This is a genomic window from Enterobacter sp. 301B, assembly GCF_003850715.1.
In the GTDB taxonomy this organism is placed as follows: domain Bacteria; phylum Pseudomonadota; class Gammaproteobacteria; order Enterobacterales; family Enterobacteriaceae; genus Enterobacter; species Enterobacter intestinihominis.
Genome location: NZ_PQTC01000011.1, coordinates 35061 through 47432 on the forward strand (window position 1 = coordinate 35061; position 12372 = coordinate 47432).

The following is a 12372-nucleotide window of genomic DNA, read 5'->3' on the forward strand; positions in this document are numbered from 1 at the left end:
TAAGGCGAAGCCGCTACCCGGCGTTTTTCATCACTCGTCGCCGTTAAAACCCGCGCGATTGAGCAGGAACTGCGACAGCAGCGCCACCGGACGTCCGGTCGCGCCTTTGGCTTTACCGGAGCGCCATGCGGTCCCCGCAATGTCCAGGTGCGCCCAGTTGTACTTGCGGGTGAAGCGCGCCAGGAAGCAGCCTGCGGTAATTGCGCCGCCAGGACGACCACCAATGTTCGCCATGTCCGCGAAGTTAGACTCCAGCTGTTCCTGGAACTCGTCCCCCAGCGGCAGACGCCACGCGCGGTCGCCAGCCTGTTCGGACGCGCCGATCAGCTCATGCGCCAGCGGATTGTGGTTCGACATCAGGCCGGTGATGTGATGCCCCAGCGCAATCACGCAGGCGCCGGTCAGGGTAGCTACGTCGATAACCGCTTCAGGTTCGAAACGCTCAACGTAGGTCAGCACGTCGCACAGCACCAGACGGCCTTCGGCGTCGGTGTTCAGCACTTCAACGGTCTGGCCGGACATGGTAGTCAGCACATCACCCGGGCGATAAGCGCGGCCGCCAGGCATGTTTTCGCAGCCCGCCAGCACGCCGATCACGTTGATGGGCAACTGAAGTTCCGCGACCATGCGCATGACGCCGTAAACCGCCGCCGCGCCACACATGTCGTACTTCATCTCATCCATGCCTTCTGAAGGCTTGATGGAGATACCGCCGGAGTCGAAGGTCAGCCCTTTGCCAACGAGCACGATCGGACGCGCGTCTTCAGACGGATTGCCTTTGTATTCGATGACCGACATCAGGGATTCGTTCTGGGAGCCGTTACCGACCGCCAGATAAGAGTGCATCCCCAGCTCTTTCATCTGCTGTTCGCCGATAACGCGGGTGATGACGTTCTTGCTGTAGGCGTCAGCCAGCTGGCGCGCCTGTGACGCCAGGTACGCGGCGTTACAGATGTTTGGCGGCATATTGCCAAGATCTTTTGCCGCTTTAATACCGGCAGCAATCGCCAGACCGTGCTGAATGGCGCGCTCGCCGCTGGTCAGCTCGCGACGGGTCGGCACGTTAAAGACCATTTTACGCAGCGGGCGACGCGGCTCGCTTTTGGTGGTCTTCAACTGATCAAAGCTGTAGAGGCTCTCTTTTGCGGTTTCGACGGCCTGGCGTACTTTCCAGTACGTGTTGCGGCCCTTAACGTGCAGCTCCGTGAGGAAGCAGACGGCTTCCATCGAACCAGTATCATTCAGTGTATTAATGGTTTTCTGAATAACCTGCTTGTACTGGCGCTCATCAAGCTCACGTTCTTTACCGCAGCCAATCAGCAGAATACGCTCGGACAGGACGTTTGGAACGTGGTGCAGCAACAGGGTCTGCCCTGGTTTGCCTTCCAGTTCGCCACGGCGCAGCAGGGCGCTGATATAGCCGTCGCTGATTTTATCGAGTTGCTCGGCGATCGGGGAGAGTCGGCGTGGTTCAAAGACGCCCACAACGATGCAGGCACTCCGCTGTTTCTCCGGGCTACCGCTTTTTACACTGAACTCCATGCACTACGCTCCTGAATCTTAAAGACAACGGCGGCGGCTACGGATAGAATTGAAACCTTTCGTAACTCATGTCCGCCGTTGTGGTGACTTCGTGTTAATCTTACGTTACTACGGTTTCGACACGTCAATAAATGTCATGAAGCGCGAATCCGCCGGGTTTTTTAATCTTAGCGATGATTTCGACGACTCAAGAGAATAAATGACGTTTAAGCCATGAAACAAGCTAAATTCCTGCATAAGACGAGTTTTAACGGGCGTATTTAAAGTGATAATCATAAGATATCTGGTTCGGGAGACGCTGAAGAGCCAACTGGCGATCCTCTTTATCCTCCTTCTGATCTTTTTCTGTCAGAAGCTGGTCAGGATCCTCGGCGCGGCAGTTGATGGCGAAATCCCAACGAATCTGGTGCTTTCCCTGCTCGGGCTTGGCGTGCCGGAAATGGCGCAGCTTATCCTGCCGTTAAGCCTGTTCCTTGGTCTGCTGATGACCTTGGGTAAGCTCTATACCGAAAGTGAAATCACCGTGATGCATGCCTGCGGCCTCAGTAAGGCCGTACTGGTAAAGGCAGCCATGGTGCTGGCGCTGTTTACGGGCATTGTTGCCGCGGTTAACGTCATGTGGGCGGGGCCGACCTCGTCCCGTCATCAGGATGAGGTGCTGGCGGAAGCAAAAGCTAACCCGGGGCTGGCGGCGCTGGCGCAGGGGCAGTTCCAGCAGGCGACCGACGGTAACTCCGTGCTGTTTATCGAAAGCGTCGATGGCAGCCGCTTCAATGACGTGTTTCTTGCTCAACTGCGCCCGAAAGGTAACGCTCGCCCTTCTGTGGTAGTGGCGGACTCCGGTCAGCTGGCGCAGCGTAAAGACGGCTCTCAGGTTGTCACGCTGAACAAAGGAACGCGTTTCGAAGGCACGGCTATGCTGCGTGACTTCCGTATCACCGATTTCCAGAACTACCAGGCCATTATTGGTCACCAGGCCGTCGCGCTCGATCCAACGGATACCGAGCAGATGGATATGCGCACCTTAATGAATACTGATACCGATCGTGCGCGTGCTGAACTGCACTGGCGTATCACGCTGGTATTCACCGTATTTATGATGGCGCTGATGGTGGTTCCGTTGAGCGTGGTAAACCCGCGCCAGGGCCGCGTGCTGTCGATGCTGCCAGCGATGCTGCTGTATCTGGTGTTCTTCCTGCTGCAAACCTCAATCAAGTCTAACGGCGGGAAAGGTAAAATTGACCCGATGATCTGGACCTGGGTCGTGAATGGTTTGTATCTGCTGCTGGCAGTCGGACTCAACTTGTGGGACACGGTGCCTGTGCGTCGTCTTCGTGCCCGGTTTACGCGTAAAGGAGCCATCTAATGCAGGCGTTTGGCGTACTTGACCGCTATATCGGTAAAACAATTTTTACCACCATCATGATGACCCTTTTCATGCTGGTGTCGCTCTCGGGCATTATCAAATTTGTCGACCAGCTGAAAAAAGCCGGGCAGGGGAGTTACGACGCGTTGGGCGCCGGGATGTACACCCTGCTCAGCGTACCAAAAGATGTGCAGATCTTCTTCCCGATGGCGGCCCTGCTGGGTGCGCTGCTGGGCCTGGGGATGCTGGCTCAGCGTAGCGAACTGGTGGTGATGCAGGCATCGGGCTTTACCCGTATGCAGGTTGCGCTGTCGGTGATGAAAACCGCGATCCCGCTGGTGCTGCTGACCATGGCGATCGGCGAATGGGTCGCGCCGCAGGGTGAACAGATGGCGCGTAACTACCGTGCTCAGGCGATGTACGGCGGTTCTCTGCTCTCCACGCAGCAGGGATTATGGGCGAAAGATGGCCAGAACTTCGTCTATATCGAACGCGTGAAAGGGGATGACGAGCTGGGTGGCGTGAGTATCTATGCTTTCAATAACGATCGTCGTTTGCAGTCAGTGCGTTATGCCGCCTCTGCTAAATTTGATGCAAACAACAAGCTGTGGCGGTTATCCCAGGTTGATGAATCTGACCTGACTAACCCGAAACAGATCACCGGTTCGCAGACCGTTAGCGGTACCTGGAAAACCGACCTGACGCCGGACAAGCTCGGCGTCGTGGCGCTTGACCCCGATGCGCTCTCCATCAGCGGTCTGCATAACTACGTGAAGTATCTGAAATCGAGCGGGCAGGATGCGGGGCGTTACCAGCTCAACATGTGGAGCAAAATCTTCCAGCCGCTGTCCGTGGCGGTGATGATGCTGATGGCGCTGTCGTTCATCTTTGGACCGCTACGTAGCGTGCCGATGGGGGTTCGCGTGGTAACCGGTATCAGCTTTGGTTTCGTGTTCTACGTCCTCGATCAGATTTTTGGTCCGCTGACGCTGGTGTATGGCATTCCGCCAATTATCGGCGCGCTGTTGCCGAGCGCCAGTTTCTTCCTGATCAGCCTCTGGATGCTGCTAAAACGCTCCTGATAAACCTTCCTCCTCGCTCCCGCTTGCCCGGGGGCGAGGCTAATCTCCTGTTTCACCCCGCACTTTTTCTCACAACCTTCAACGCCTCGCCGTGAATTTGAGTATTATTGAGCGATAAAGTCGTGAAGGGATCCTCTATGAAGCAAATTCGAATGCTGGCCCAGTACTACGTCGACCTGATGATGAAGCTCGGGCTGGTGCGTTTTTCCATGCTGCTGGCGCTGGCGCTGGTCGTTCTGGCCATCGTCGTGCAAATGGCCGTGACCATGGTTCTGCATGGTCAGGTCGAGAGCATCGACGTGATCCGCTCTATTTTCTTTGGCCTGCTGATCACCCCATGGGCGGTCTATTTCCTCTCCGTGGTGGTTGAGCAGCTGGAAGAGTCCCGACAGCGTTTATCGAAACTGGTGGATAAGCTGGAAGAGATGCGCGAGCGCGATCTTAAACTCAACGTTCAGCTCAAGGACAACATTGCCCAGCTGAATCAGGAAATTTCAGACCGTGAGAAGGCGGAAGCCGAGCGTCAGACCACGCTGGAGCAGCTGAAAATTGAGATGAAAGAGCGTGAGGTCACGCAGATCCAGCTTGAACAGCAATCCTCTTTCCTGCGCTCGTTCCTCGATGCGTCGCCGGATCTGGTGTTCTACCGTAATGAAGATAAAGAGTTCTCCGGCTGTAACCGGGCCATGGAACTGTTGACCGGGAAAAGCGAAAAGCAGCTGATCCACCTGAAACCTCAGGATGTCTATTCCGAAGAGGCGGCGGCAAAAGTGATGGAGACGGATGAAAAGGTCTTCCGCCATAACGTCTCGTTGACCTATGAGCAGTGGCTGGATTATCCCGACGGGCGCAAAGCCTGCTTTGAAATCCGCAAAGTGCCTTATTACGATCGGGTGGGTAAACGTCATGGTCTGATGGGCTTTGGCCGTGATATCACCGAGCGTAAGCGCTATCAGGATGCGCTGGAGCGCGCCAGCCGGGATAAAACAACCTTCATCTCCACCATCAGCCATGAGCTTCGTACGCCGCTAAACGGTATTGTGGGGCTGAGCCGCATTCTGCTGGATACCGACCTGACCAGTGAGCAGGAAAAATACCTCAAAACGATCCACGTTTCGGCGGTCACGCTTGGCAATATCTTCAATGATATTATCGACATGGATAAGATGGAGCGCCGTAAAGTTCAGCTCGACAACCAGCCGGTTGATTTTACCGGCTTCCTCGCAGACCTGGAGAACCTGTCAGGTTTGCAGGCCCAGCAGAAAGGGTTGAGCTTCGTGATGGAACCGACGCTGCCGCTGCCGCATAAAGTGGTGACGGACGGCACGCGTCTGCGTCAGATCCTGTGGAATCTCATCAGCAACGCCGTGAAGTTTACCCAGAAGGGACAGGTTGCGGTGCGCATTCGCTATGATGAGGGGGACATGCTGCACTTTGAAGTTGAGGACTCGGGTATCGGCATTCCTCAGGATGAGCAGGATAAGATCTTCGCCATGTATTATCAGGTTAAAGACAGCCACGGCGGTAAACCGGCGACCGGCACGGGCATTGGCCTGGCGGTGTCGAAACGTCTGGCGAAAAGTATGGGTGGGGATATCACCGTTGCCAGCCAGCCGGGTAAAGGCTCCACCTTTACGCTTACCGTCCACGCCCCTGCTGTTGCTGAAGAAGTGGAAGATACGTTTGAGAACGACGATATGCCGCTTCCAGCCCTGCACGTCCTGCTGGTTGAAGATATTGAGCTGAACGTCATTGTCGCCCGGTCGGTACTGGAAAAACTCGGTAACAGCGTGGATGTCGCGATGACCGGCAAAGCCGCGCTGGAGATGTTCACGCCGGGCGAGTACGACCTGGTGCTGCTCGATATTCAGCTACCGGACATGACCGGGCTGGATATCTCCCGCGAGCTGACGCGCAAATATGCTCCTGACGAGCTGCCGCCGCTGGTTGCGTTGACCGCAAACGTGCTGAAAGATAAAAAAGAGTACCTCGAGGCCGGTATGGACGATGTGCTCAGCAAGCCGCTGGCAGTACCTGCCCTGACGGCGATGATCAAGAAGTTCTGGGATACCTGTGATGAAGAGGAGAGCACCATGACGTCTGTTGATAGCGCTAAAACCCAAACGATACTGGATACCGCCATGCTGGAGCAGTATATCGATCTGGTGGGACCCAAACTGATCACCGATGGCCTGGCCGTGTTCGAAAAAATGATGCCGGGCTATCTGAACGTGCTCGAATCCAACCTGACGGCGCGTGACCAGAAGGGCATCGTCGAAGAGGGACATAAAATCAAAGGCGCAGCTGGTTCAGTCGGGTTACGCCATCTCCAGCAATTGGGCCAACAGATTCAGTCGCCTGATTTACCTGCCTGGGAAGATAACGTAGGTGATTGGGTTGAAGAGATGAAACAAGAGTGGCAAAACGATGTGGCAGTGCTGAAAGCCTGGGTAGAATCCCGAAAAAAATGACCCCGGCTATACCGGGGTGCGCGAATACTGCGCCAACACCAGGGAAATCGTGGCTGCGCCTGATTTTTATGGGTTGTTTTCGCATGGACGCCGCCTGAAAATTAAGGCCGCACGCAGATAAGATAGCAAATCTTAAACAGTTTGTTACATGAATCAGTGAAATGTGTGAAGCATAGCGTTTTAATCAGAATTTTTAATGTGCTTCAGCCAGTTGCATAGAAGGATCGTCAGAATGAAGAAAGTGGGTGTCGTGCTGAGCGGATGTGGCGTTTACGATGGTTCAGAGATACATGAAACCGTATTAACGCTGCTGGCATTATCGCGTCAGGGGGCCGACGTTATCTGCTTCGCTCCGGATAAAACGCAGGCAGACGTGGTTAATCATCTTACCGGCGAGCCAATGGCGGAAAGCCGTAACGTGCTGATTGAAGCGGCACGTATTGTGCGCGGGGATATTCATCCGCTGGTACAGGCCGATGCGGCTGAGCTAGATGCGCTCATCGTGCCGGGCGGCTTTGGCGCGGCGAAAAATCTGAGCACGTTTGCAACGCAAGGCGCGGCGTGTCAGGTCGAGCCCGATTTGAAAGCGCTATCGCTGGCGATGCATGCGGCGGGTAAGCCGCAGGGCTTTATCTGCATTGCGCCAGCCATGCTGCCGAAAATTTTTGATTTCCCGCTGCGGCTCACGATCGGAACCGACATTGATACTGCTGAAATTGTCGAAGATATGGGCGGCGAACACGTGCCATGCCCGGTAGACGACATTGTGGTGGATGAGGACAATAAAATCGTCACCACGCCGGCGTATATGCTGGCGCAGAACATTGCCGAGGCTGCTGCAGGCATTGAAAAGCTGGTGGACAGAGTGCTGGTTCTTACCGAATGAGCCGTAAATTATCCCCTGGCGGGTGGTTAAAACGGATCCTGCTGCGTATTGTGCTGGTCCTGGCCGTTTTTTGGGGCGGAGGCATTGCGCTGTTCAGCATCCTGCCCGTCCCGTTCTCGGCCGTGATGGCAGAGCGGCAGATTAGCGCCTGGCTCTCGGGTGATTTTGGCTATGTTGCCCACTCAGACTGGGTCGGCATGGATGAAATCTCCCCGTGGATGGGGCTGGCGGTCATTGCGGCAGAAGATCAGAAATTCCCGGAGCACTGGGGTTTTGACGTGGCGGCTATCGAGAAGGCGCTGGATCATAATGAACGTCATGAAAACCGCGTCCGCGGTGCGTCGACGCTTTCTCAGCAGACGGTAAAAAATCTGTTCTTATGGGACGGTCGCAGCTGGGTGAGAAAAGGGCTGGAGGCCGGGCTGACGCTGGGCGTCGAGACGGTGTGGAGCAAAAAACGCATTTTGACCGTCTACCTGAATATCGCGGAGTTTGGTGACGGCGTGTTTGGCGTCGAATCGGCATCGCAGCGCTATTTTGGCAAGCCCGCCAGCAGGCTGACTATGTCCGAAGCGGCACTGCTTGCCGCCGTGCTGCCGAACCCGCTGCGTTTTAAGGCCAGCGCGCCGTCAGGCTACGTGCGAAGCCGCCAGGCGTGGATTATGCGCCAGATGCGTCAGCTGGGTGGGGAAGGGTTTATGGAGCGAAATAATCTTATGTAAAGCGGGTAAGCGCAGCGCTACCCGCCGACGTGGCGAACGTTAATCTTCGTCAAACCCGGCGTTAAACAGGGCAATTACTGCCGCCAGCGCTTCTTCTTCCTGCGGGCCGGTGGCTTCAACTTCAATCTGGCGGCCTTTGGCAGAATCCAGCATCAGCAGCGCAATCACGCTGTTGGCTTCTGCCTCGGTTCCCTCATCGTTGCGCAGCAGCACCTCAGCATCAAAACCCTGCATCAGTTCAAACAGCTTCATCGCCGGGCGCGCATGCATGCCCAGCTTATTGGTGATTTCGACGGTCTGTTTTACGGTCATGTTTTGCGTTTTTCCAGCGTGCGATGACGGGACTGAACGTTCTTCCCGCGTGAGCGGAAGTAATCGGCCAGCTGTTCGGCAATGTAGACCGAACGATGTTTACCGCCGGTACAGCCAATCGCCACCGTCAGGTAGCTACGATTGTTTGTCTCCAGCATAGGTAACCATAGCTCAAGGTAGCTTCGCGTCTGGTAGATAAAATTGTGTACTTCTGTGTGTCGGTCGAGGAACGCCGCCACCGGCTTATCCAGACCGGTCATCGGACGCAGTTTCGGATCCCAGTGTGGGTTCGGCAGGAAACGCACATCAAAAACGTAATCCGCATCGATAGGGATACCGTGCTTAAAGCCGAAGGATTCAAACACCATCGTCAGTTCGCGCTCGCGCTTGCCGAGTAAGCGAGTACGCAGCATTTCCGCCAGCTCGTGGACGGACATTTCTGAAGTGTCGACAATCAGGTCGGCCCGGGAACGCAGCGGCTCAAGCAGATCGCTCTCTTTATCGATGGCGCTTTCCAGCGAAAGATTTTTACTCGAGAGCGGATGCAAACGACGTGTATCGCTGTAACGGCGGATCAGCGTGTTGCGGTCAGCGTCCAGGAACAAGAGCTGAGGCGAGAAGCACTCCGGCAGGCTGTTCATTGCCTGCTCGAAGATTTCCGGCGATTCCGGCATGTTACGCACGTCAATACTGACGGCGGCAGAGATTTGCCTGTCCGCCAGCGTCCGCGCCAGATCGGGTAACAGCACTACCGGCAGGTTATCTACGCAGTAAAATCCCATGTCTTCCAGCGCGCGCAGGGCCACGGACTTCCCGGACCCCGAACGACCGCTGACGATCATCAGCACCATGTTCCGTTTCTCCTCAGGGCAGCCGTTCTGAAGGCCCTTTCCCGATTATGCCTCATCCTGATTGCCTTCTGCTTCAGTGATAATTTGATAAAGCTCTTCATCACTTTGAGCTGAGCGCAGTCGACGACAAATGGTTTTATCCGCCAGACGTTTGGCAACCAGCGACAGCGTGTGCAGGTGGGTTTTGGTCTGATCGGCAGGAACCAGCAGCGCGAAGAGCAGATCCACAGGCTGGTTATCGATGGCGTCAAAAGCGATAGGCGTTTCCAGTTGCACAAACACCCCCACGGCACGCAGCGTATCTTCTTCCAGCTTGCCATGCGGGATCGCAATGCCATTGCCGATGCCGGTACTGCCCATTTTTTCACGGGTCAGAATGGCTTCAAACACGATCTGCGGCGGCAGACCCAGCTGTTTTGCGGCCAGCTCACTGATGATTTCCAGCGCACGTTTTTTGCTCTGGCAGTGAACGCCACTGCGGGTACAATCCTGGTTAAGGACATTGCTCAGTTGAAGAGCGGAATCGTTGTTTATCATAATTTCACCTAAGCGCTAACTGTACAAATGGCCTGTTGTGTTTCACAACAGGCCGTCCTGCACCCGTTAACTGCCCGGACAATTAGTGTTGTTTCAGTTTATCTTTATGTTTATTGAGCTGTCTCGCAAGCTTATCAATCAAGCCGTCGATAGCCGCGTACATGTCTTGCCCTTCCGCACTGGCATGAAGTTCCCCTCCGTTGACGTGCAGGGTCGCATCCGAGATATGCGTCACTTTCTCCACTTTCAACACAACATAGACCTGGTTGATCCTCTCGAAATACTGCTCGAGTTTCGCGAACTTAGCGTTTACAAAATCGCGTAAAGCCTCAGTAATTTCGACGTTATGTCCGGTGATATTGAGCTGCATAGTGTCTTCCTTATCGGTTGTGTCAAACCAGTTGTTTACGCTGGTTAGACGGCGGAATGGATAAAGACTCTCGATACTTCGCGACAGTACGGCGTGCCACCATAATACCCTGATCGGACAGCATGGTGGTTAACTTACTGTCACTGAGTGGCTTCGCGGGGTTCTCCGCGGCGATCAACTTCTTCACCAGTGCGCGAATAGCCGTTGACGAGGCTTCGCCGCCGCCTTCGGTGTTCACGTGGCTGGAGAAGAAATACTTAAGCTCAAAAATACCGCGTGGGCTGTGCAGATACTTCTGCGTGGTCACGCGGGAAATGGTTGATTCATGCATCTGGACGGCCTGGGCGATGTCCGCCAGCACCATCGGTTTCATAAATTCTTCGCCCTGCTCAAAGAATGCCTGCTGCTGTTCGACAATACAGCGGCTGACGCGCAGCAGCGTGTCATTACGGCTTTCCAGACTCTTAATCAACCAGCGTGCTTCCTGAAGGTTGCTGCGAATGTATTGATTATCAGCGTCGTTACGGGCGCTGGTGCACATGGAGGCGTATTGCTGGTTGATTTGCAGGCGAGGAATGCTGTCGGCGTTCAGTTCAACGACCCAGCGGCCATTGTGTTTTCTCACCAGCACATCAGGAATAACGTATTCCGGTTCGCTGGTCTGGATCGATTGCCCCGGACGCGGATCGAGTGACTGGATCAGATTCACCGCTTCCTTCAGCACCTCTTCTTTGAGGCGCGTGACGCGCATCAGGGTGCGGAAGTCGTGATTTGCCAGCAAATCCAGATGCTCGCTGATGATGAGCCGGGCTTCGTCAATCCACGGTGTCTCTTTGGCAAACTGCGAAAGCTGGATCAGAAGGCAGTCGCGCAGATCTTTCGCGGCGACGCCAATCGGGTCGAAACGCTGAACGCGTTTCAGGACGGCTTCAATCTCTTCCAGTTCAATCTCGTCATCGCCGATGCTTTCAAGAATCTCGTCCAGCGTCACGGTCAAATAGCCCGTGTCGTCAACGGCATCGACAATCGAGGTGGCAATGGCGCGATCGGTATCGGAGAAAGGCGTCAGCTCCACCTGCCACATCAGGTAGTCCTGAAGCGACTGGGTGGTTTCGCCCTGGTAGACCGGGAGTTCATCGTCCTGGTAGTCTGCACGCGTCCCGGAAGGGGTACCCGCGGTGTAGATTTCATCCCAGCTGGCATCCAGCGGCAGTTCCTCCGGCATCTCTTTCTGTTCGAGCGCATCTACGGAGTCGAGCGTTTCTGTGTCCTGCGTCTGCTGAGCGTCTACCTCGTCATGAAGATCGGTTTGCTCCAGCAGCGGATTGCTGTCCAGCGCCTGCTGGAGCTCCTGCTGGAGTTCTAACGTGGACAGCTGCAACAGACGGATTGCCTGTTGTAGCTGCGGCGTCATGGCCAGTTGCTGGCTGAGCCGTAATTGCAAACCTTGCTTCATGTTCAGAGCGTTTTTCTCCGGTTCGGCGTGACTTAACCTCTACCCTATCAGAGTCTGAAGTCTTCCCCAAGGTACACGCGTTTAACATGCTCATCTTCGAGGATTTGCTGCGGCGTACCGTGGGCAATCAGATGGCCCTGGCTCACTATGTAGGCGCGCTCACACACGGCCAGCGTTTCACGAACGTTGTGGTCCGTGATCAGCACGCCAAGCCCGCTGTCGCGCAGGTGCTCAATAATACGTTTGATATCGATAACGGAGATGGGGTCAACGCCCGCAAACGGTTCATCCAGGAGGATAAATTTCGGGTTTGCTGCCAGCGCGCGCGCAATCTCAACGCGGCGGCGTTCACCACCGGACAGCGCCTGACCGAGGCTGTCACGCAGATGTTCGATATGAAACTCTTCCATCAGCTCGTTCGCACGGTCAGTGCGCTGCTCGCTGGTCAGATCGTCACGGATCTGGAGCACGGCCATCAGGTTGTCGAACACGCTTAAGCGGCGGAAGATGGAGGCTTCCTGCGGCAGATAGCCGATGCCACGACGCGCGCGGGCATGCAGTGGCAGCAGGCTGATATCTTCATCATCGATGATGATGTTGCCGGCGTCACGCGGGACGATGCCCACCACCATGTAGAAAGTCGTGGTTTTACCCGCCCCGTTAGGGCCAAGCAAACCCACGATTTCGCCGGAGTTGACGGTCAGACTGACATCTTCGACGACGCGGCGGCCCTTATACGCTTTCGCGAGGTTTTTTGCAGTTAAAGTTGCCATAACG

General features: G+C 55.4%; 12 protein-coding genes. 5 read left to right on the forward strand and 7 right to left on the reverse strand.

Annotation, left to right across the window (positions count from 1 at the left end):
* Positions 1 to 30: 30 nt before the first annotated feature.
* Positions 31 to 1542: a leucyl aminopeptidase gene (pepA, locus tag C3451_RS13550; RefSeq protein ID WP_003861882.1), complete on the reverse strand. Its 1512-nt coding sequence runs from the start codon at positions 1540 to 1542 to the stop codon at positions 31 to 33.
* A 265-nt stretch (positions 1543 to 1807) separates the two neighbouring features.
* On the opposite strand from pepA, the gene lptF reads away from it, so the two are divergent.
* The 5 genes from lptF (at position 1808) to mtgA (ending at position 8069) form a co-directional block, all read left to right on the forward strand.
* Entirely contained in the window at positions 1808 to 2908 is a 1101-nt protein-coding gene (lptF, locus tag C3451_RS13555; protein ID WP_023307066.1) for an LPS export ABC transporter permease LptF, read from the forward strand.
* Positions 2908 to 3990 carry an LPS export ABC transporter permease LptG gene (lptG, locus tag C3451_RS13560; protein WP_022649534.1) on the forward strand — a complete coding sequence of 361 codons (1083 nt, stop codon included), beginning with the start codon at positions 2908 to 2910 and terminating at the stop codon, positions 3988 to 3990. The genes lptF and lptG overlap by 1 nt, the downstream gene beginning before the upstream one ends.
* Before the next feature lie 137 nt (positions 3991 to 4127).
* The gene (gene arcB, locus C3451_RS13565; RefSeq protein ID WP_032626426.1) at positions 4128 to 6461 is read left to right on the forward strand and encodes an aerobic respiration two-component sensor histidine kinase ArcB; all 2334 of its coding nucleotides are present in this window, start codon (positions 4128 to 4130) and stop codon (positions 6459 to 6461) included.
* A gap of 232 nt (positions 6462 to 6693) precedes the next feature.
* A complete protein-coding gene (elbB, locus tag C3451_RS13570) occupies positions 6694 to 7347 on the forward strand; it encodes an isoprenoid biosynthesis glyoxalase ElbB (protein WP_038416794.1) in 654 nt (217 codons plus the stop codon).
* Complete coding sequence (gene mtgA, locus C3451_RS13575) at positions 7344 to 8069, forward strand: monofunctional biosynthetic peptidoglycan transglycosylase (RefSeq protein ID WP_022649531.1); 726 nt, start codon at positions 7344 to 7346, stop codon at positions 8067 to 8069. Before elbB ends, mtgA begins: the two co-directional genes overlap by 4 nt.
* A gap of 39 nt (positions 8070 to 8108) precedes the next feature.
* On the opposite strand, the gene npr is transcribed toward mtgA, so the two are convergent.
* The 6 genes from npr to lptB all read right to left on the reverse strand — a co-directional run bounded on the left by npr (position 8109) and on the right by lptB (position 12368).
* A complete protein-coding gene (gene npr, locus C3451_RS13580) occupies positions 8109 to 8381 on the reverse strand; it encodes a PTS phosphocarrier protein NPr (protein WP_003861872.1) in 273 nt (90 codons plus the stop codon).
* Positions 8378 to 9232, reverse strand: coding sequence for an RNase adapter RapZ (rapZ, locus tag C3451_RS13585; RefSeq protein ID WP_003861870.1), 855 nt, complete (start codon positions 9230 to 9232; stop codon positions 8378 to 8380). Before rapZ ends, npr begins: the two co-directional genes overlap by 4 nt.
* A 45-nt stretch (positions 9233 to 9277) precedes the next feature.
* A complete protein-coding gene (ptsN, locus tag C3451_RS13590) occupies positions 9278 to 9769 on the reverse strand; it encodes a PTS IIA-like nitrogen regulatory protein PtsN (RefSeq protein WP_003861869.1) in 492 nt (163 codons plus the stop codon).
* Between the two features lie 82 nt (positions 9770 to 9851).
* Positions 9852 to 10139 carry a ribosome hibernation promoting factor gene (gene hpf, locus C3451_RS13595; protein ID WP_014171818.1) on the reverse strand — a complete coding sequence of 96 codons (288 nt, stop codon included), beginning with the start codon at positions 10137 to 10139 and terminating at the stop codon, positions 9852 to 9854.
* Positions 10140 to 10161: 22 nt separating this feature from the next.
* Positions 10162 to 11595: an RNA polymerase factor sigma-54 gene (rpoN, locus tag C3451_RS13600; RefSeq protein ID WP_045622108.1), complete on the reverse strand. Its 1434-nt coding sequence runs from the start codon at positions 11593 to 11595 to the stop codon at positions 10162 to 10164.
* Between the two features lie 47 nt (positions 11596 to 11642).
* A complete protein-coding gene (lptB, locus tag C3451_RS13605) occupies positions 11643 to 12368 on the reverse strand; it encodes an LPS export ABC transporter ATP-binding protein (RefSeq protein WP_003861862.1) in 726 nt (241 codons plus the stop codon).
* Between the last annotated feature and the right edge of the window lie 4 nt (positions 12369 to 12372).

Bases quoted from the DNA above. Each gene is read 5' to 3' on its own strand.
- rpoN (WP_045622108.1), bottom strand. From the start codon at position 11,595: ATGAAGCAAGGTTTGCAATTACGGCTCAGCCAGCAACTGGCCATGACG.
- arcB (WP_032626426.1), top strand. From the start codon at position 4,128: ATGAAGCAAATTCGAATGCTGGCCCAGTACTACGTCGACCTGATGATG.
- lptG (WP_022649534.1), top strand. From the start codon at position 2,908: ATGCAGGCGTTTGGCGTACTTGACCGCTATATCGGTAAAACAATTTTT.
- hpf (WP_014171818.1), bottom strand. From the start codon at position 10,139: ATGCAGCTCAATATCACCGGACATAACGTCGAAATTACTGAGGCTTTA.
- lptB (WP_003861862.1), bottom strand. From the start codon at position 12,368: ATGGCAACTTTAACTGCAAAAAACCTCGCGAAAGCGTATAAGGGCCGC.
- mtgA (WP_022649531.1), top strand. From the start codon at position 7,344: ATGAGCCGTAAATTATCCCCTGGCGGGTGGTTAAAACGGATCCTGCTG.
- rapZ (WP_003861870.1), bottom strand. From the start codon at position 9,232: ATGGTGCTGATGATCGTCAGCGGTCGTTCGGGGTCCGGGAAGTCCGTG.
- npr (WP_003861872.1), bottom strand. From the start codon at position 8,381: ATGACCGTAAAACAGACCGTCGAAATCACCAATAAGCTGGGCATGCAT.
- ptsN (WP_003861869.1), bottom strand. From the start codon at position 9,769: ATGATAAACAACGATTCCGCTCTTCAACTGAGCAATGTCCTTAACCAG.
- pepA (WP_003861882.1), bottom strand. From the start codon at position 1,542: ATGGAGTTCAGTGTAAAAAGCGGTAGCCCGGAGAAACAGCGGAGTGCC.
- elbB (WP_038416794.1), top strand. From the start codon at position 6,694: ATGAAGAAAGTGGGTGTCGTGCTGAGCGGATGTGGCGTTTACGATGGT.